17 protein-coding genes and 1 pseudogene are annotated in these 19,898 nt (G+C 47.8%); 2 read left to right on the top strand and 16 right to left on the bottom strand.

Features of this window, described 5'->3' with window-relative positions; all coding sequences use genetic code 11:
* The 3 genes from OTK50_RS18740 to OTK50_RS18730 all read right to left on the bottom strand — a co-directional run bounded on the left by OTK50_RS18740 (position 1) and on the right by OTK50_RS18730 (position 1,981).
* Positions 1–762 (bottom strand): YqcI/YcgG family protein, encoded by a 762-nt coding sequence (locus OTK50_RS18740; protein ID WP_020955288.1) that lies wholly within the window; start codon positions 760–762, stop codon positions 1–3.
* Between the two features lie 64 nt (positions 763–826).
* Positions 827–1,456, bottom strand: coding sequence for a LysE family translocator (locus OTK50_RS18735; protein WP_007409057.1), 630 nt, complete (start codon positions 1,454–1,456; stop codon positions 827–829).
* A gap of 63 nt (positions 1,457–1,519) precedes the next feature.
* Complete coding sequence (locus OTK50_RS18730; RefSeq protein WP_003156626.1) at positions 1,520–1,981, bottom strand: MarR family transcriptional regulator; 462 nt, start codon at positions 1,979–1,981, stop codon at positions 1,520–1,522.
* Positions 1,982–2,094: 113 nt separating this feature from the next.
* Here OTK50_RS18730 and OTK50_RS18725 point away from each other — a divergent pair, with 113 nt between their 5' ends.
* Positions 2,095–3,627, top strand: a complete 1,533-nt coding sequence (locus OTK50_RS18725) for an MDR family MFS transporter (protein ID WP_266121999.1) — start codon at positions 2,095–2,097, stop codon at positions 3,625–3,627.
* A 42-nt stretch (positions 3,628–3,669) separates the two neighbouring features.
* Here the strand turns inward: OTK50_RS18725 and OTK50_RS18720 are convergent, their stop codons facing one another.
* From OTK50_RS18720 to OTK50_RS18705, 4 genes and pseudogenes are all read right to left on the bottom strand, one after another.
* The gene (locus tag OTK50_RS18720; protein ID WP_266121998.1) at positions 3,670–4,623 is read right to left on the bottom strand and encodes an L-lactate dehydrogenase; all 954 of its coding nucleotides are present in this window, start codon (positions 4,621–4,623) and stop codon (positions 3,670–3,672) included.
* A gap of 270 nt (positions 4,624–4,893) precedes the next feature.
* Positions 4,894–6,873, bottom strand: a complete 1,980-nt coding sequence (gene amyE / locus OTK50_RS18715; RefSeq protein WP_224224014.1) for an alpha-amylase — start codon at positions 6,871–6,873, stop codon at positions 4,894–4,896.
* Between the two features lie 232 nt (positions 6,874–7,105).
* Positions 7,106–7,591 (bottom strand): annotated as a pseudogene (locus tag OTK50_RS18710) (DUF6773 family protein); the annotation flags it as partial.
* A 91-nt stretch (positions 7,592–7,682) separates the two neighbouring features.
* Positions 7,683–9,116, bottom strand: coding sequence for a YfcC family protein (locus tag OTK50_RS18705; protein ID WP_174737841.1), 1,434 nt, complete (start codon positions 9,114–9,116; stop codon positions 7,683–7,685).
* A 133-nt stretch (positions 9,117–9,249) separates the two neighbouring features.
* Here OTK50_RS18705 and OTK50_RS18700 point away from each other — a divergent pair, with 133 nt between their 5' ends.
* The gene (locus OTK50_RS18700; RefSeq protein WP_224224012.1) at positions 9,250–10,371 is read left to right on the top strand and encodes a M20 peptidase aminoacylase family protein; all 1,122 of its coding nucleotides are present in this window, start codon (positions 9,250–9,252) and stop codon (positions 10,369–10,371) included.
* Between the two features lie 33 nt (positions 10,372–10,404).
* Here the strand turns inward: OTK50_RS18700 and OTK50_RS18695 are convergent, their stop codons facing one another.
* The 9 genes from OTK50_RS18695 to OTK50_RS18655 all read right to left on the bottom strand — a co-directional run bounded on the left by OTK50_RS18695 (position 10,405) and on the right by OTK50_RS18655 (position 19,886).
* On the bottom strand, positions 10,405–11,286 hold the full coding sequence (locus OTK50_RS18695; protein ID WP_032872764.1) for a glycine betaine ABC transporter substrate-binding protein: 882 nt from the start codon (positions 11,284–11,286) through the stop codon (positions 10,405–10,407).
* Positions 11,286–12,134 carry a glycine/proline betaine ABC transporter permease subunit OpuAB gene (gene opuAB / locus OTK50_RS18690; protein WP_003156639.1) on the bottom strand — a complete coding sequence of 283 codons (849 nt, stop codon included), beginning with the start codon at positions 12,132–12,134 and terminating at the stop codon, positions 11,286–11,288. The genes OTK50_RS18695 and opuAB overlap by 1 nt, the downstream gene beginning before the upstream one ends.
* Positions 12,135–13,391: a glycine/proline betaine ABC transporter ATP-binding protein OpuAA gene (gene opuAA, locus OTK50_RS18685; RefSeq protein WP_015416756.1), complete on the bottom strand. Its 1,257-nt coding sequence runs from the start codon at positions 13,389–13,391 to the stop codon at positions 12,135–12,137.
* A gap of 381 nt (positions 13,392–13,772) precedes the next feature.
* Positions 13,773–14,975 (bottom strand): MFS transporter, encoded by a 1,203-nt coding sequence (locus OTK50_RS18680; RefSeq protein ID WP_224224011.1) that lies wholly within the window; start codon positions 14,973–14,975, stop codon positions 13,773–13,775.
* Positions 14,976–15,090: 115 nt separating this feature from the next.
* On the bottom strand, positions 15,091–16,179 hold the full coding sequence (locus OTK50_RS18675; RefSeq protein ID WP_044802724.1) for a toxic anion resistance protein: 1,089 nt from the start codon (positions 16,177–16,179) through the stop codon (positions 15,091–15,093).
* Between the two features lie 6 nt (positions 16,180–16,185).
* Positions 16,186–17,808: a YceG family protein gene (locus OTK50_RS18670; RefSeq protein ID WP_105938128.1), complete on the bottom strand. Its 1,623-nt coding sequence runs from the start codon at positions 17,806–17,808 to the stop codon at positions 16,186–16,188.
* 72 nt (positions 17,809–17,880) lie between these two features.
* On the bottom strand, positions 17,881–18,654 hold the full coding sequence (locus tag OTK50_RS18665; RefSeq protein WP_003156644.1) for a TerC family protein: 774 nt from the start codon (positions 18,652–18,654) through the stop codon (positions 17,881–17,883).
* Positions 18,655–18,692: 38 nt separating this feature from the next.
* On the bottom strand, positions 18,693–19,271 hold the full coding sequence (locus OTK50_RS18660; protein ID WP_032872756.1) for a TerD family protein: 579 nt from the start codon (positions 19,269–19,271) through the stop codon (positions 18,693–18,695).
* A 33-nt stretch (positions 19,272–19,304) separates the two neighbouring features.
* Entirely contained in the window at positions 19,305–19,886 is a 582-nt protein-coding gene (locus OTK50_RS18655) for a TerD family protein (RefSeq protein WP_003156648.1), read from the bottom strand.
* Positions 19,887–19,898 lie beyond the last annotated feature (12 nt).

Genomic DNA, 19,898 nt, shown 5'->3' with positions numbered 1-19,898 from the left:
TTATTTCGTCGGTTTAAACAGTCTCTTCAAATAAGAAAAGGGACACTTTGACACTTGCGTCTCATCATCACGGAGGAAATATTGCTTCCATTCTAAATTGTCTTTTCCTCCGTACCACCCCAATCGGGGATGAAGAGGGGCTTCATCATACGCCTCTAAGCGTTTTCTGATCAGCCGGCTCATGTTTCGTCCGAACGCGGTTGAATCATTTAATCCTTCGAAAACCCATCTCGGCTGAAACGCCAGCATAAAAAACGGGAAGCTTCTGCTTTGTCTCGCTTCATGCGCAGGCGTCGCGCACAGAATAAAATACGGCTCGCCGTCAAAGCAGAACTCCCATTTATAATGTTCAGGGTCTTCCGGCATGTCTTCCGGCCAGTCATTCGGGTCGCAGCCGCTCAGCCGGTTTAAAAAAGACCAGAACAGCTCTTCATACGCCTCAACGGAATAATGCTCAGCTAAATCCTCAGGCGTATCAAAAATCACAAGCAGCGACGCGTATCTTCCGGTATCCCTTGAGATCTTTCCGTACTCGGACAGCAGCATCCCCACTTCCTCCGGGGTTCCCTCTTCGCGGGGATCACCCGCAAAAGATATCCGGAGCTGATCTGTCAAAAATCCCTGACGTCCGGGAATGCACGGAAACGTATCCGCTTTATCGCCTATTTTTTCTGATAGAAGCTCAAAAGCGATTCTCTGCCAATTTGGCAGATCCAACAACTTTTCCTCAAGGCAACTTTTTGTGTACAGCCCGCTTGTCATCGGCCCACCTCCAGTATCGTCATGATACGTTATGACGGAGATAGGCGATGGGTGACTCTTCTATTTATGAGATGAGCATTTGAATCCCCTGCCATCCGAAATAAAACCCGAAAACGATCAAAGACACACCCGCCGCTCCCGTCAGCCAGCGGAGCGCTTTTTCATGAAGGAGATTTCTGAAAGTGCTCGCGGCGACCGCCATGCAGAAATCCCAGATCAAAATGCCGAGAAGAATGCCGGAGCTGTAAATCAAAAGCTGATTTGCATCGAAGGATTCAGCGGTTTTAGCGAGGATGCTGCCGTATATGCCGAGCCAGAATAAAATGCTCAGCGGATTGGAAAGAGAAATAAAAAATCCCGCGCCGAATGTTTTGTAAAAAGCCGGTTTTCCTTTTCCGCTTCTGACATTCATGGCTTCCCTTATATTTTTTAACGTTTCGACTCCCGTATAGGTCAGCACAAAAAAACCGAAGAGCCACAAAAACGTTTTAACGAAAGGCGCCGTCAAAAATTGAGACAGCCCGAAATAGATCAGAATCATATACAGCCCGTCCGCGGCCATGGCGCCAAGACCGAAAATCCATGCATGCCAAAAGCCGTTTTTGATGCCTTTGTCAATTTGCGCCGCATTGACCGGTCCGACAGGTGCTGACAATGACAGCCCGAGAACGATGTAGCTTAAAAAGATGTTCATTGGCTTCCCCCTCATTCATGCAACTTGTACAAGTTATTCATGAATGGGCCGTGCTATGATATATTATTTTAATTTCTCAAGCTCGTCTTCCATCATGTCCGTCGCTTTTCCTAAAAAATCGAATATCAGCCGCAGTTCTTCTTCTTTATATTGTCGGCAAAGGCTGATCGTGGACTGGGATAAGGAGCTGAACAATTGCTTCACATTCGCCTTTCCGGCTGTCAGCGGCACGATAATCACCCGACGTTTGTCTTCGGGGTCTTTTTTCCTCATGACATATCCCGCTTTTTCGAGCCGGTCAATGAGCGCCGTTACCGAACCTGTGCTGAGGCCGGTTTTTTTCCCAAGCTCGCCTGCGGTCATCGGGCCTGCTTCATTTAAGATATCAGCTGATTTTAAATCGGTCGGAAACAGACCGAGAGATTGAGCGGCCGCCTGATGAAAAAGGATCGTCCTTGTGGCCATCTTCCGGAATAACTGTATCGCGGTTTCCTCCGTCTCGCTTCTGGTATTTCTTGTTGACAACTGACAGGCCTCCCTATAAAATCAATTTATCTTGACGATCAAGATAATTTTCGGCAAATCTAATATGATCATAGCAAATTTAATGATCAAAAGTAAGTATGGGAGGAAAAAGCATGGAACAAACAGCCGCGAAGGACGCCTCGACGAAGTTTGTCGTCATCGGTCTTTTGCTGGGCATTTTAATGTCGGCTATGGATAATACAATCGTTGCCACTGCGATGGGAAATATCGTGGCGGACCTCGGAAGTTTCGATAAGTTCGCGTGGGTGACGGCATCATACATGGTAGCCGTTATGGCCGGTATGCCGATTTACGGAAAACTGTCCGATATGTACGGACGCAAACGTTTCTTTTTATTCGGTCTTATTCTTTTCTTAATCGGATCCGCGTTATGCGGAATCGCCCAAACAATGGATCAGCTCATTATTTACCGCGTCATTCAGGGAATCGGCGGAGGCGCGCTGATGCCGATCGCCTTCACGATCATTTTTGATTTATTTCCGCCGGAAAAACGCGGAAAAATGTCGGGCATGTTCGGTGCCGTTTTCGGCCTGTCCAGCGTTCTCGGGCCGCTTTTAGGCGCGCTCATTACCGACTCCATCAGCTGGCACTGGGTGTTTTACATCAACGTGCCGATCGGTATTTTATCATTGTTTTTCATTCTTCGTTATTATAAAGAATCCCTTGAACACAAGAAGCAGAAAATCGACTGGGCCGGCGCAATCACGCTGGTGGTTTCCATTGTCGGTCTGATGTTCGCTCTTGAGCTCGGCGGAAAAACATATGATTGGAACTCCGTGCAGATCATCGGTCTGTTCGCTGTGTTCGCCGTGTTCTTTATCGCCTTTTTTATTGTGGAAAGAAAAGCGGAAGAACCGATTATCTCATTTTGGATGTTTAAAAACCGTTTATTTGCCACGGCACAGATTCTGGCGTTCCTTTACGGAGCCACGTTCGTCATCCTAGCGGTGTTTATCCCGATCTTCGTTCAGGCTGTGTACGGAAGCACCGCGACAAGCGCAGGCTTTATTTTGACGCCGATGATGATCGGTTCTGTTATCGGAAGTATGATCGGCGGAATTTTCCAGACGAAAGTGCGGTTCCGCAGTTTAATGCTGATTTCCGTGGTCGCTTTCTTTATCGGAATGCTGCTGCTTTCCAATATGACACCGGATACGGCGCGTACGATGCTGACGGTATTCATGCTGATCTCAGGATTCGGCGTCGGCTTCAACTTCTCACTGCTGCCGGCTGCGTCCATGAACGATCTGGAGCCGCGTTACCGCGGAAGCGCCAACTCAACAAACTCGTTTTTGAGATCATTCGGTATGACGCTCGGTGTGACGATTTTCGGAACCATCCAGACGAATGTGTTTACCAATAAGCTCACAGATTCATTCAGCGGCATGAAAGGAGCGGGCGGCGCGATGCAGAACATCGGAAATCCGCAGGACATTTTCCAGGCCGGCACGCGCGCTCATATTCCGCCGCACATTCTGGATCGCATTATTGACGCCATGTCGCAAAGCATCACATATGTATTTACGCTTGCGCTGGCGCCGATCGTCATTGCGGCCGTTACCATTTTGTTTATGGGAAAAGCGAGAGTAAAAACCTCTCAGGAAATGGCGAAAAAAGCGAATTAAAAAAAAGCAGTACATGGCGTTTGTCATGTACTGCTTTTTTATTTACCCAGCGAAATGCGGAGCGAGAATATCTTTCAGCACGTTTGCGCTGCGGCTGAATTGAGCCTGTTCTGTTTCATTCAGCTCAAGTTCCGTCACACCTGCGATGCCGTTCCGATTGATGACGGCCGGAACGCCGATAAAGACGTCGTTTACACCGTATTGGCCGTCCAGATATGTGCTGACGGTTAAAATGCTGTTTTCATTACGCAAAATCGCTTTTGTGATGCGGGCGAGGCTCATCGCCACTCCGTAATATGTCGCGCCTTTTTTCTCGATAATATGGTAGGCCGCGTTTTTCACATCATCAACGATCTGATCCAGCTCGTCCTGTTTGTAAGCTGCATTTTTCTCCAGCAATTGCTGCACCGGCACTCCGCCGATATTGGCGTGACTCCATACAGGAAGTTCGGTATCGCCGTGCTCGCCGATAATGTGGGCGTGTACGTTTTGCGGAGCGGCTCCGAAGTATTCGCTCAGCATATAACGGAATCGCGCAGAATCCAGTGTCGTGCCGCTGCCGATGACGCGTTCTTTCGGCAAGCCGCTGAATGTCCAAGTCGCATAAGTGAGAATGTCGACCGGGTTTGTGGCAACGAGGAAGATGCCGTCAAATCCGCTTGCCATTACTTCACCGACAATACTTTTAAAAATGGCGAGATTTTTTTCGACCAGCTCAAGTCTCGTTTCGCCCGGTTTTTGATTGGCCCCTGCACAGATGCACACGATATCGGCATCCTTGCAATCCTCATATGTGCCGTAAGACGTTTTGACCGGATGAGGCGCAAATGCCTTTCCGTGATTTAAATCCATGACATCTCCCATGGCTTTTTCTCTATTTACATCAATGATCACAAGCTCATCTGTGATCCCTTGGTTAATTAACGCAAATGCATAACTGCTTCCAACAAAACCTGCTCCGATTAATGCTACTTTGTTCACTCGTTCGTTCATCATGTATGCTCATCCTCCAGTGTTTCGTGGTGTCTGTTTTTATCTTGTGAAGTATTTCACATTTATATTGTGCAATACTTCACAAACTTTTGCAAGAGAAAAGTTTGATTTTTGGACAAAAAAATATCGATGATGGTTTCCAGATTGTTGACAACATCCTAAAACGGAACCGTTTTAGGATGTTGTCATCTTTTCAGCGTGATTGAAGATGCGCTGTCCCTTTCCCAGAAGCGAGGGTTTGCCGGCACGCTGATGTGATGATGGCCCTATCCATTAATGCGGAAGATAACCGTTTAAACCGGAGTTGTTATACAAACCATTCTGCACATAATCAAAGCCGGGCTGGTTCTGTCCGGGCACTTGGGCGCTGCCATTGTTAAAAATCACTTTGGCGTTGGCCGTATCCGCATTCTCAGGCAGCGTCAGCGTGTACATTCCATCTGCATTCTTAGTCATGGCTTTCCCCGGCCACGATCCGGTTAATTCTATGGCCCTGCCTCCATCATGTTTATAGATATAAGCATTTACCTGGCCCCAATGGTCCGGATTTTGATAGCCAATGATGTTGGTTTGGGACGGGTCTTTTTTGACAAACGTGTATTCTTGGGTTCTCGCTGCACCCTCGCCGTTCGTTCCGGTTAATTTAATGTTGTATGTCGTGCCGATTGGATCTTCTTTCCCGATCGTTAATCGGTCTCCATCCTTAAATGCTGTCTCCTGACCATTATTGATTTGGTAAACGGCTTTTGTTGTTTTCGCATTTGCACGCAGGGTGACCGTCAGCTGATCATTGAAAGAATGGACTGCCTCTGTTTGGTAATTCTCAAGAAAGACATGAGGCGCATTCCCAATATCATCAGAATAAAGAACAGCCGCGGATCTGGCATTGATCGTACCTGTCAGTTTGCCGTTCGCTACTTGAAATGAACCGGCGCCGGCCCTATTATCATACCTGCCGTCAGGTAATTTCGTTGAAGTATTGATGGTGACAGAAGACGATCCTGCATTTGCCAGCACAACGCCTTTTGAGCCGCGCTGATTCATAAATATTTGATTGTTCCCATTCGGATTCGAGAGTTCCTCGGGCTGCCCGGCCATTTCATTGTGAAATTGATTGACCGCAGTGATCGCCTGATCTTTAAATAAGGCGCTCCCGCGATCTCCTATTTGACTTTTTCCGGGAAATCTTACACCATTTCCTCCACCCTCAGGTCTGGAAAAGAAAAGAGGCGTGCTTCCTGAGCGGGAACCAATCACTGCCCAGCCTAAACGAATATCGTCATCACTCATCCATGTGGACTCTTCATCATCATTGGCATACGTATCATGTGATTCCACCCATGTGACTAACTTGTCCGCAGACACGTCAGATGCATAATGGGAGATATTCGACACACTCAGATTACGGTTCTTTAAAGCGGATCTGATGGAATGCCCGTAGTTAGAAGCCGTCACATTCATATAATTCGCATAAGCAGTATCTCTGGACGCGCTGTCTTGCAGGATTTCTCCGTATTGGAACTCCGCCGATGTATTTGTGATATTCGGCCAAAATTGGCTGCCGTAATTCCCATCATCCGGAAGCTCTATATGCTTGGCGGCATCATAGCGGAACCCATCTGCTCCGTCATTCAATGCTCTTTCCAAGAAACGTTTCAGATAGGCCTGCACCTCAGTGTTCTGTGTATTCCAATCATACAGCCCAAGCAATGAATTTTGAGTGACGTCCCATCGATCCGACCAATTTTTAATTTGTGTGTTTCCGTGGGTCCAGTTTGGAATACGCTTAATCTCGTCAGAAATCGCGGCATAATCGCTGGTGGTATGATTGATAACCGCATCAACAATGACTTTTACGCCATATTTTTCCGCGGCTGCACACATGTCCTTAAATTCTTGTTCAGTGCCTAAGTAACGGTTGCCGATTTGGTACGATGTCGGCTGATACAGCCAGTACCAGTTCCTCATGCTTTTATCTCCTTGGTTCCCTTCCTTTACTTGGTTAATCGGAGACGTCTGAATGGCTGCATAGCCCGCATCACGAATCTCTTTCATATTTTGTGTTAACGTATTGAACGACCAATTCCAAGCATGAAGGATGGTCCCGTTTTTGACCGATGACGCGGCCACCTCATTCGATTTGTTTGCAGTTTCAGCGTTTGCAGCCGCCGGGCCTGACAAAACCAAATGAAACAGCAATAAAAATCCGGCGAATAACGGCAGTAAAGAGGTTTTGAATCGTTTTTCAAACATTTTTGACACTCCTTATTTCATTTTGGAAGACTGACTGCGGAGTCAAAAATTCCTCTTACTCTTTCTTCAGCTCCTTTCAACTGTTGTGAAGACTGGAGAATTCTGTTAACGCTTACATTTCAACTTATCACACTCTCTCTATCAAAGCAACGCGGCAGAGTGAATTCAAATCTATATTCCTATCAATTAAAAAGACCTCCCGCTTTCAAACAAAAAAAGAAACCACCTGTCAAGATGATTTCTTTTTTATTTCTTTTATCGCTCTTCTGTAAGACAGCTTCACAATGACATACCGAAGCAGAAACAGAATGCCTCCGCAGACGATAAAAAGAAAGATCATTTTCAGCCAAGCAAAGAATGTATGGGGAAACCCCCTGTCGTACATCGTAATCGCCGCTACCGCAAAAGTGACCGCAATTGAATCTATCCGCTGCTGCTTCACCCGCTTTTGCAGTTCTTCTTTGGTGTCTATTCTCGGCATGAGCATTCCCGACGCTCCCGCCCTGATACAATAATAAACAATTATAATGAAGAAAACCGCCAAGCTACCGGCCCATTCCCTAAACGGACAGTTCAGAACAATTCCGCGTACGATGATGTCAAGCAAAGACAGTGTGCCCACAAGCATTCCGACTTCTGACCAAATCATTCGTTCTTTCTCTTTCACACTCTCACTCTTTCCATTCACGTTTGAAAGTCTGTTCCGACGCTGATTCATGACTTCCTCCCGTACTATTAAGAATGGCTTACAACTCCCATTATATCTTGCCGATTCATAATGATAAACCGAAATATCATTGACAAAAATGTTAATAAGGGCCCCAATTGATCAGGACGCCTATGCAAATAAACACAAGGCCGATGACAAACCAAATCAGCGCCAGCGGAATCATGAAGCGAAGCCACTTTACGTACGGAATGCCGCTGGCAGCCAGTACGGCCATCAGCACGCCGGAAGTCGGATTGACACAGTTTACGACGCCTTCCCCAAGCATAACCGCTTCAACCGCGACCTGTCTCGTGATACCCATCAGATCGGCAAGCGGCGCCAAGATCGGAATAAATACGACCGCCTCCCCTGAGCCCGATGAAATCAGAAAATGAAGCAGGGCGCTGGAAATATACATTCCGATGGCGCCTGCCATCGGGCTGAAACCGTGCAGCAGTGACGCAAGTCCATTGACTACCGTATCAAGCAGCTTTCCATGTTCCAGGATAACGGAAATGCTTCTCGCCATTCCGACGATCAGCGCGCCGTAAACGAGCCCCTGACAGCCTGTAATAAACGTTTTTGCAATATCATTTGCCGCCATTCCCGCAATCAGGCCTGACACGATTGAGATAAAAATGAACACGGCGGCCATCTCTGAATCAGACCAATCAAGAGTAAGCGCGCCGTATAAAAAGCCTGCAAGCGACAAAGCCGCGACAGCCAGAATCAATTTATGGCGGACGGTAAACGGGACATGCTTGTCCTCCGGCTCAGAAACCTGCGGGAGTGAACCTGCCGCCGGAAACCAATCGTTCCCCAGCAGACTGGCGTCCTTTGCTTTTCTGAGTTTTCTCGTATACCGATAAATATATAAAATAGATGATAACAGAAAACAAATGTAGACGGCAATCCGCAGGCCGATACCGGAAAACAGCGGCAGCTCCGCGATGCTTTGTGATAACCCGAGCGGTGAAGGTGATAAAATCGTCGCGTTAAACCCGGCATAGCAGCCGATATAAATGACGGCCGCTCCGGCCACGGCGTCCCATTTCAGCGAGCGGGCGACGATCAGGCCGATCGGAATAAAACCGATCACGGAATTAACGACAATACCGGTTGTGCCGAGGATCGAAAATAGAGATCCGACAATCGCAATAAACAGCAGCTGTTTTGTGCGGAACGTACTGATGACATTACTGATCAATCCATTGATGGCGCCCGTTTTCTCCAAAATCGCAATGGTGCCGCCCGTAAACAGGATTAAAAAAATAATCGGCGCGGAACTTGTCATCCCTTCCTGAATCGCGGTAAAAAAAGCGATCGGGCTGACAGGAGACTGGTCTAAAGAATGATAGCTTCCCGGGACGGCGGACGTCACACTGCCCTTTGTCACCCTGTCAAATTCCCCCGCGGGAACGATGTACGACGCTATCGCGCATAGTAAAGCGACAATGAACAGCAGCACATAAGCATCAGGCATCACAAACAATTTCTTCTTTTTCAATACAGGTTCGGCCTTCGGCACAGCCATACCATCACCATCCCGCTTTAAATTTATAAACTATTCAGAAAATAAAGATATGTGCTATATTATATACAGACCGATTGCCTGTTTTCAATATCAAAAATAAAAAACAGACAGCTTTTGAAGGAGGACTTACGGCATGAACAGACTCACAGCGCATGAAAAGCAAGTCATTATGGATATTTTTGACCACCTGCACGCCAATCCCGAAGTAAGCTGGAAAGAATATCAAACAACTGAATATCTGACTGAAAAACTGAAAGAGGCCGGCTGCCGGACCCGCACGTTTGATGATTGTACCGGGGTTGTCGGCGAAATCGGAGAAGGCTCGCCCGTTGTGGCTGTCCGGGCGGATATTGACGCGCTGTGGCAGGAAGTGGACGGTGTCTTTCAGGCGAACCATTCATGCGGACATGATTCACATATGACGATGGCGCTCGGCACGATGATGCTTTTAAAGAGTCAGCCGAAACTTCCGAAGGGCACCATCCGCTTTATTTTTCAGCCGGCGGAAGAAAAAGGCGGCGGAGCGCTGAAAATGATTGAAAAAGGCGTACTGGATGATGTTGACTTCTTATACGGCGTGCACGTGCGCCCCGTACAGGAAACGGCAAACGGCCGATGCGCACCGTCTATTCTGCATGGCTCAAGCCAGCATATAGAAGGACTGATTATCGGAGAAGAAGCCCACGGCGCGAGACCGCATCTCGGCCTTAACAGTATCGAAATCGCCGCTCTTCTCGTCCAAAAACTCAGCTTCATTCATCTTGATCCCGGCATCCCGCATTCCGTGAAGATGACAAAGCTTCAGGCAGGCGGAGAGAGTTCCAATATCATTCCGGGAAAAGCATCGTTCAGCCTTGATCTCCGCGCACAAACCAATGCCGCCATGGAGAAATTAACCGCCGAAACCGAAAGAGTCTGTGAGGCGGCGGCTGCCGCATTCGGCGCAAAGATCGAACTGCAAAAAGAACACAGCCTCCCGGCAGCCGAGCGAAACAAGGAGGCGGAAGCCATCATGGCATCTGCGATCAGCAGCATTCTCGGAGAAGAACATCTGGATGAACCTCTTGTGACAACCGGTGGAGAGGATTTTCATTTTTACGGGGTAAAGGTGCCGAACTTGAAAACGACGATGCTCGGTCTGGGGTGCGGTCTGCGCCCGGGACTTCACCATCCCGATATGACATTTGACCGAAGCGCCATCTTTACAGGTGTGGAAATATTAACGACCGCCGTCCTTAAATCGTTTGAAACATAAAAAAGCAGCCCGTTACAGGGCTGCTTTTCCTCATTACTTCTTCAAATCTTCAATTGAATTGACGTTTTTCATGTACTGAGGAACGACCAGACCCATCTTGACGCCTGTCAGACTCGTTCCTACATCTTCATATTTGCCTTTATATTTAGACGCATATGCCTTATGGGTATTCGGAAGCCAAGCAGACAATGACGCATCCGCGCTGCCTGTCGCAATCGCAGTCCACATCGGTCCTGCCTCCACTTGCGTCAGCTTCACGTCATAACCGAGGTCTTGAAATACTTTTCCGATTACATTCGTACTTGCGATTTCACTGTCCCATGCCACATAAGCCAGGTTAATTTTATCACCTTTGACTTTATGGGCGCCTTTTGTCCATTGAGCCACTTGGTCTTTGTGTTTTTTCACATATTCAGCTGCGGCTTTGGCCGGATTTTCGCCTTCCTCAACGGCAATCATGACTTCTCCCATATCGTCCTGCGTCCATTTAAACTGGCTGAGAACTTTGGCCGCGTTAGGCTGTTCCTTACTGAAGCCGGTTCTTGTAATCGTATGAATCTGCTCGGCAGTTCCGTACGTTTTTTTCGGATCATCAAGGAACTTCAGCTTGTATCTGGAGAACATCCAGTGCGGCGTCCAGCCCGTTACAATGATCGGCTTTTTCCGGTCATATGATTTCTTCAATGTCGCCGTCATGGCAGCACTTGACGCCGTGACGACATTCCAGTCTTTCAATCCGTAATCCTTCACGGCCTCATCCGTCAGGGCCATGATCCCCGATCCCGGATCAATACCGATAATGGTTTTGTTCACCTGGTCCGCAGCCGTTGCCTTACCATCAGTCTGCGAACCGCAGGCAGCCAAAGAAAGAGCCAGCGCAGCGGTAACGCCGACACCGATGATTTTCTTAAGCATCAGGCATTCCCCCTGCTCTTCTTCTTCACTTTAATGTTTTGCGTGATACGGTCGAGTGTAATCGCTACGATAACGATCGCGATACCAGCTTCCACTCCGACACCGGTTTTCAACTGAGTCACGGCGCTGTATACTTCAGAACCGAGGCCCGGCGCACCGACCATGGCCGCGATAACGACCATTGACAAAGCAAGCATGATGCTTTGGTTAATACCGGCAAGAATTGTTTTTGTGGCAAGCGGAAGCTGCACCTTGAACAGACGCTGAGACGTCGTTGAACCGAATGCTTCCGTCGCTTCAATCAGATCAGCCGGAACCTGTTTAATACCGAGAACCGTCATGCGGATCGTCGGAGGCATCGCGAAAATAACAGATGCCACGACGCCTGGCACAACCCCGATATTAAAGAAGAAAATGGCAGGCAGCAGATATACGAAAGCCGGCATGGTCTGCATTAAATCCAGAATCGGTGTAACAATGCGGCGGACCGTTTCTTTCTGAGACGCCCAAATGCCGATCGGAACCCCGATAATAATGGAAATCAAAACAGATGTGACGACAAGCGCCAACGTTTGCAGCATCGGCGACCAATAACCCAAATAATCAATAACAAGGAATCCGATTAACGTAAAGAGTGCAATTCCTCTCGTACTGATCCACCAAGCGAGAGCTGCAAAAATAACAGTCAATAAAATAGACGGGATGAAACCCAAACCGCTCACAATCGCGTTTACGAAAGCGGCCAAACCGTTTGAGATTCCGTCAAAGAAACCTCCGAACGTCATGGTAAGCCAGTCAACAAACCGGTCAACGATATCTGCTAACGGAATTCTAGGCAATCTGTCCATTTACTTCACCCCCTGAACAGAAGAATCCTGAGCTTGTTCAGCAGAATCTTCAACATTTATATAATCGTTATTTCCTGAAAGCGCGCCGATTAATGCGCCTTTTACGACAATGCCTTTCATGCGGTCCTTATCGTCCGTGACGGCGATCGGAATATTCGCATCAGACACGACATCGAAAATTTCCGTCAAGTACGTGCTTTCGTTTACAGTCGTAAATTCAGTATTTAGAATATCCTGAAGCGATAAGTCGGATTCCACCGCTTTTTTCGCATCCGCCGCGTGAATGACGCCGAGAAGCTGTTTCTGTTTATCAACGGCGTAAATAGAAGAAATACCGAGATTCTTCATGAGCTGCAGCGCTACACGAGGCCCTTTGTCAATCCGCACGGTTTCAGCGCGCTTCATGATGTGGCCCGCTGTCAGAACTTTGGATAAATCAACGTCCTCAACGAATTTCTCAACGTATTCATTGGACGGGCTCATCAGAATTTCTTCAGGCGTCCCGATCTGAACGATGTTACCGTCTTTCATCAGCACGATTCTGTCGCCGATGCGCAATGCTTCATCAAGATCGTGCGTGATGAAGATGATCGTCTTGCCGACAGAGTCATGCAGATCTAAAAGCTCATCCTGCATATCTTTGCGGATCAGCGGATCAAGCGCACTGAAAGCTTCATCCATCAGAAGAATGTCAGGATCATTCGTCAATGCGCGCGCAAGTCCGACACGCTGCTGCATTCCTCCGCTGAGCTGATCAGGAAATTGGTGTTCAAAGCCTTCAAGACCGACAAGTTTAAGCGAATCAAGCGCTTTTTGCTCACGCTCTTTTTTGTCGACGCCTTGAAGCTCTAAACCGTATTCCGTATTTTCAAGAATCGTTCTGTGCGGAAACAGCGCAAATTTCTGAAAGACCATGCTGATTTTTTTCCGGCGCACTTCCCGGAGCTGGTCTTTTGACATATTTGTTATCATGTCACCATCAATGTAAATATTTCCGGCAGTCGGTTCAATAAGCCGGTTTAACAGCCGAACTAAAGTTGATTTACCGCTCCCCGATAGACCCATGATGACAAATATCTCCCCATCATATACATCAAAGTTTGCTTGATTGACACCAACGGTTGATCCGGTCGCTTTCAGGATCTCTTTTTTGTTTTTTCCGCTGGACAGCATCTGAATGGCTTTTTTTGTCTGTTTTCCGAAAACCTTAGATACATTTTCGACTTTTATCTTAATTGGTTTCTCATCCAAATTCATATTTTCCCTCCATAATAAGCAATCTTTAATACCGTAACACGTTTGTAATAAGTCAAACAAACATCATAATCCCTTTTTATATTGTATCATTACTTTAAAAACATCCCTGTGTCTTATTTTCCTCTGGTATGCTTCTAAATACTCTCTAATCCTCCTTATTGAGGATAAATTATAAAGGAAATCGGGCTTTTATCAGGCTTGAGAACGTTTCCATCGAATGTGCTGCAAACTGATTTCCTATCCTTTTTTTACAAATAAAAGAATTTTTTTGCGACATTGTCCCGGAAAAAGAAGTTTTCGCCTCCTGAAAATAAGGAATATTAAGGAAAAATATAGGTCTGTCAACAGACAGCTCACTAAAAAAGCACCCCAAAAGGGTGCTCATTGCGCAAGCTCTGTCTGTTTCGTTTCTTTTCCGAGAATAAGAATGGTGATGACGGCAATCAGGATGGCCGCACAAAAGACGGCGAAAATCACTGTAAACGAAACGTTCCGGGCTGCAAGCGATCCGACGAGAAGCGGACCGAAAATGCCGCCGACTCTGCCGACGGCCGCCGTTGTTCCGGAACCGGTCGCTCGGATCGCCGCAGGATACTGCTCCGGTGTATAGGCGTAAAGCACGCCCCATGCGCCGAGATTGAAGAAGGACAGCAGCATGCCCGTTGTGAGCAGCATGGCCAATGAATCCGCGGCACCGAAGAAATAAGCGCTGCCCGCCGTTCCGAGCAAATAGATGACTAAGATGGTCTTCCGCCCCGCTTTTTCGATCAGCCACGCCGCAGAGAAATATCCAGGAAGCTGGGCAAGTGTCATCAGAAGGACGTATTCGAAGCTCTCAATCATGCTGTAGCCTTTCATCAGCATCACGCTCGGCAGCCATAAAAACATGCCGTAATATGAAAAGACGACGCAGAACCAAACGACAGACAGCAGCACCGTCGGCCGAATATACGGTTTCGTCCAGACACTTCCCGCCTGCCCGCGTATGCTTTTTTTCTGCGGCAATGCCTGATGCGCCGGTGATTCCGGAAGGCTTTTCCGCAAGTACAGCGCATAAAACGCGGCCAGCGCCGTTAAGAGCAGCGCGGCCTGCCAGCCGAATGACGGTATGACAAAGTAGGAAATCACCGCCGCAAGAAGCCAGCCCGCGGCCCAAAAGCTCTCAAGCAGCACGATGATCCGTCCCCGCTTTTCAGGAGGGGACGCTTCTGACACGAGCGTTGAGGCGACAGGCAGTTCCCCGCCAAGCCCCATTCCGATCAGAAAACGCAATATGAGAAAAACCGTCAATCCCGTTGCGAAAGCGGATATGCCGCTTCCGACAGAAAAGAATAACAGCGTGATCATAAACACTTTTTTCCGGCCGATCCTGTCGGCCAGCATTCCGAATACAAAGGCGCCCGCTGCCATACCGATGGAATTGACGCTTCCGATCCATTTCATTTGATCGGGCGTTAAATTCCAATCAGTGTGAAGCGCGGCGATAATAAACGATAAAATTCCGACATCCATCGCATCAAACAGCCAGCCCATTCCGGCAATCGCCAGAAGTTTTCGCGGAGTGACGGCAGGTTGTTTGTTCATAAGCAGCACCTCAAATCGAAAATGATTACCGTATAAGTTTACACCTGTCTTTACACATTGTCATTATCTTTTTTCGCAAAAAAATCCCGCTTGCCGTAAGCAAGCGGGGTGTGTGTTAATTCTTTAAAACTGCGTTTTTAATATTATCCTGAAGCTGTTGAATCCGTTTCGCGCCGTCTTCTCTGATACGTCTGTTCTCTTCCTCGATCTGTTTCGTTTCCTGCATACCGCTGACGATCGTGTTCCAAGACGTTTCAATCGTCTCAATGTCAATGCTCGGACGGCCTGCCATACGGGCAATCTCCACGCTTTGGCTTGAAATATTTTCAGCGTTGCGCTTCAGCATTTCATTCGTGCGGCGGTCCAGCTCGCTCATTGAATCAGCCACAAGCTTTTGCCGTTTGACTGTGACAGCCTGAATGATGCCGTTTTTGAAAATCGGAATCGTAATGACGAAAGCGGAATTGATTTTCCCGATGAGCTTCGTATTCCCGCGCTGAAGGAGGCGGATCTGCGGCGCCGTTTGCAGCGCCACCATCCGCGCCATATCTAAATCATACACACGCTCCTCAAGCGCCTGAAGCCCGTCACGAAGCGTATCAAGCTGCATTTGCGCAAGCTGGTTTCCGCCGGCCGCTTTTTCTTCATAAGAAGGAATGAGCGCCTGCATTTCCTCAAGCTTCATCTGCCCGGCAACGACATACTTTTCAAGCTCCATGTAGTAGTTAATGTTGTTTTCATACATCTCTTCAAGCGTATGGTTCGTCTTTGCCATTTCATCTTTGTATTTTGAAATTTCAACGTGGATTTTTTCAATTTCTCCGCCCAGGGTGCGGTACTTTTGAAAAATCTTTTCAATCATGCTGTTGCCGCGTTTGAACATTTTAGCGAGAAATCCTTTTGGTTCATCGAAATCATTTTTGTCAAAACGGTCCATGATTTTTCCGAGCTGCGTCAGCATTGTGCCTGAATCCGTGACACTTGTTGTTTTCATCATATTTAAGATGCGGTCGGAGAACTTCGAGATTTCAACTGCCGGTTCTTTTCCGTACTCAAGCAGCTCCATTTGGTTTTTCACGTCAATCTGCTGCGAAATGCGCTGCACTTCAGGGTCTTGGCGCAGCTGCACCCTGATGTCATCTGCTTTTTGTTCAGAAATCTCTTCATTTTTATCAAGAACAAGCGGATTTTGATTTTCTGTCATGTTTATTTACTCTCCCTGCTTTTGCGTAATGGTTCTAAACAGCTTTCTTACGAGTGACGGCTCCTTATATTCCTGCCGAAACACCATATCCTCCAGCCAATGGACATCAAATTGGCTTTCTTCAATATAATGCTCAATATCTTGATGCCCCGGCGGATTATACAAGATGATATCGACGCCGAATTTATTTAAAAACAAAAGAGCGGCGGCGTCCGAACGTGTGAGTTCGCCATTTTGTTCCGTATGATATAAAACGAGTTTCGGAACGGTTTGGGCGTAATCAAACGTCTGAATCAATTGCAGCAGCGAAGCGGGCAGGTTCGTCGCCTGGCGGAACAAATAGATTGCGGCATCCCTTGCCTGCTCCCCGGGCAAAGCCTTCAGCCCTGGGTTTCTGCACATGTCAGAAATCACATTGGCGATGGCGTTCTGCACACCTGAAGGCAGATGCTTGTACTGCCAGATGTTGCTTCTTTTCAGCCTGTCCGCGTCAATCGCTCCTTCTTCGTTCAAAACCTGAGTGTAGTGATACTGGTAGTTGGCTTTCAGCTCTTCCGTAAACGGAAAACTGCGGATCATGTGTGTCTCCTGATAGTCCGCGGCGGTATGGAGTCTGTTCCAATATTCTTTCGTATCTTTGGAAACCCCCATCACTTTCGCAAAAAGGTTCGGAACGGCCACCCGCTCCCTGTCCGCTTTAAATTGCGGCCGGATAAACGCCCGCTCCTTCGCAATGAGAAATAACTCATCATACGTCGTTTTTAAAGTCACGGACTGCGGGGTATGATCCCTGAACTGCCAAGGCTTATACATCATAGATTCCTCATGGTTCAGCACATGCTCAATTTCTTTCGTTGACCGGTAGGCCGTCGTGGACGTTCTGTCCGGCTTTTCTTTCGGGAATGGCTCAAGGCCGCCTGTTGCGGGGAGCTTTATCACAAAGCTGAGTTCCTCATCCGGATCAATCAAGCTGAACGGATCTTCCGCAGCCGGATGAAACAATAGGACGTCACAGCCGATCAGCATGAGATAATAGAGAAAATAGAGCTGGCTTTTGGTAGCGTCTCCATACCACACCACCTTCGGCATCTCACGCTCTATATCGGCTTGTTCGAGCCATGGATTCAGGTGGTTCAGCGAAAACTTTGACACATCCAAGAGCACACGCCGGAAATCGGGATGATTCAGCCCGTTTTCATGCCGGTCCGCAAAGGTTTCCAAAAGCGTCATAAACGCGGTTCTCAGCCGGCGGTGCATAAGCGGATCAGCGTGTTTGGCAAGCAGCCTGCCCCCATCGAGAAACGCGACAAATCTGGAAACCGAAAGCCCTTTCTCTTTTTGATTGACCGAATGGATGTGCTGGAGCGCCTGAAACGTTTCAGGCGCGATGGTCTTATCCAGCGTCTCGCTTAACACATGGATGTTTTCATGAGAAGACAGCTCGAAAAGCTTATTGTAATACTCCGTCTCATCATAAGGAGTGCCCAAAATCCGGACGGCAAGCCGGGTAAACGCCAGCCCGTTTTCCCGCTCGTAACCGGGACGTTCCGGCAGCGGCCGCATCAGAAACGTTTCCCAGTCATCGTTTTCCGGCTCGGCCTTTCGGATCACCAATTCTTCCTGCCTCATCATCTTCCTCCTTTCTTTTCATGATTATCGGTACAAAAAAGGAAGGAAATGAACTCTCCCTCCTTTTTTGTTTTATTCTTCTTTAGATGCAGCCGTTTGCTCCTGAACCTGCTTTTGTTTGTTGAAATAGTGGATAATAAACGTTACCACAAACGCAGCGATGATGATTCCGAAGAACACAACGTGCGGCATTTCATAATCAAAGGCGCTCGCCGCCATTTTCACGGCGATAATCCCGATCAGCACGAAAGCCGTGTTTTCAAGCTCAGGGATTTTATCAATTAAAACAAGGAATACTTTTGCGACTGTACGCATCATGAGAATGCCAAGCATACCGCCGATCAAGAGCACCCACACTTTTTCCGATACCGCAAACGCGGCCAAAATGCTGTCAACAGAGAAGGCCAGATCCATTAACTCAACTGAAACGACAGTGGCCCAGAAAATTCCGAACGTACGGACCATCCATGAATTTTTCTTCATGCCTTCCGTATCATCATCACCTTCTCCGATCCAGAAATGCTTAATGACGAGCCAAGCCAGGTACAGCGCGCCAAGCACTTTGATCCACCAGAACTTAATGAGCAGCATTCCGATCCCGATAAAGATAAAACGGAAAATATATGCCCCGAACAATCCGTATGTTAATGCTTTCTTCCGCTGTTTTTCCGGCAGATGCCTTACCATAACCGCAAGCACTAACGCATTGTCGGCCGACAGCAGCCCTTCCAGCAGAACCAAGGAACCGATCAGCCCCCATGATACAGGGTCAGTCAGCACCTCACCCCACATTTTCCAATCAAAAAAGGAAGCGTAGGTCGACATAATATGATGTAGAAAATCCAAGTTTTTTCCTCCTATTTAGTAAAACGGTAATTTCCTGCTTACACCTGCAAGCCGTAATTCCGGCAAAGTGATGCCAGACCGCCGGAAAACCCGCTGCCGATGGCGTTAAACTTCCACTCAGCCCCATGGCGGTAAAGCTCACAAACGACAACCGCCGTTTCAATCGAGAAGTCTTCCCCTAAATCGAAACGAAGCAGTTCATTCTGGCTGTTTTCATCGACGACGCGCACGAACGCGTTAGACACTTGTCCGAAATTTTGGCCGCGCGCTTCCGCATCATGAATCGTGACGGTGATGCCGATCTTTTCAATATTTGCGGGTATTTTTGAGAAGTCGACGATAATTTGTTCATCGTCGCCCTCGCCCTCGCCCGTCCGGTTGTCTCCCGTATGGATGACGCCCCCGCTTGGGTGTTCCAGGTTATTGTAGAAAACAAAATCAAGATCATTTACACAGTTGTCATGGGCATCGACAAGAAAAGCCGACGCGTCAAGGTCAAAGTCATGCCCTCCGGAGTACTTGTTCGTATCCCAGCCTAAGCCGATCACCGCTTTTGTAAGGCCGGGGTTCGTTTTTGTCAGATCAACACGCTGTCCTTTCGATAATTGAATAGCCATGTGCCGTCCTCTCCCTTCTGTGTTTGATATGGTTCAGCCGATTTGCAGGCCGTAATCTGTCGCAATACGGGCCAGTCCGCCTTGGTAGCCTGAGCCGATCGCGGAAAATTTCCATTCGCCGTTATGTCTGTAAAGCTCCCCTGCGATAATGGCTGTTTCAATTGAGAAATCTTCAGCCAGATCGTAGCGGATCAGCTCTTCATTTGTCTCTTCATTGACAATACGCACGAACGCGTTGGAAACTTGTCCGAAGTTTTGGCCGCGCGCTTCCGCTTCATGAATCGTGATGACGAATGAAATTTTGTCAATAGCCGCAGGCACCGCGCTCAGGTTGACTCTTACGCTTTCGTCATCGCCCTCGCCCTGGCCTGTCAGGTTGTCGCCTGAATGTGCGACAGAGCCGTTTCCGCCTTCAAGCTGATTATAGAAAATGAAATCATCGGGCGACGCGCATCTTCCTGCTTCATTTAGTAGAAAGACGCTGGAATCTAAATCAAAATCATGTCCGCCGTCGTATTTGTTTGTATCCCAGCCAAGGCCGACAACGACTTTAGAAAGACCCGGATTTGTTTTCGTCAAATCTACTTTTTGTCCTTTTGCCAATGAAATTGCCATGTGAGCACTCTC

This window comes from Bacillus sp. NEAU-CP5, from assembly GCF_026420705.1.
In the GTDB taxonomy this organism is placed as follows: domain Bacteria; phylum Bacillota; class Bacilli; order Bacillales; family Bacillaceae; genus Bacillus; species Bacillus velezensis.
The sequence above is the reverse complement of the archived record's forward strand: the minus strand, read 5'-3'. Positions and strand labels throughout refer to the sequence as shown.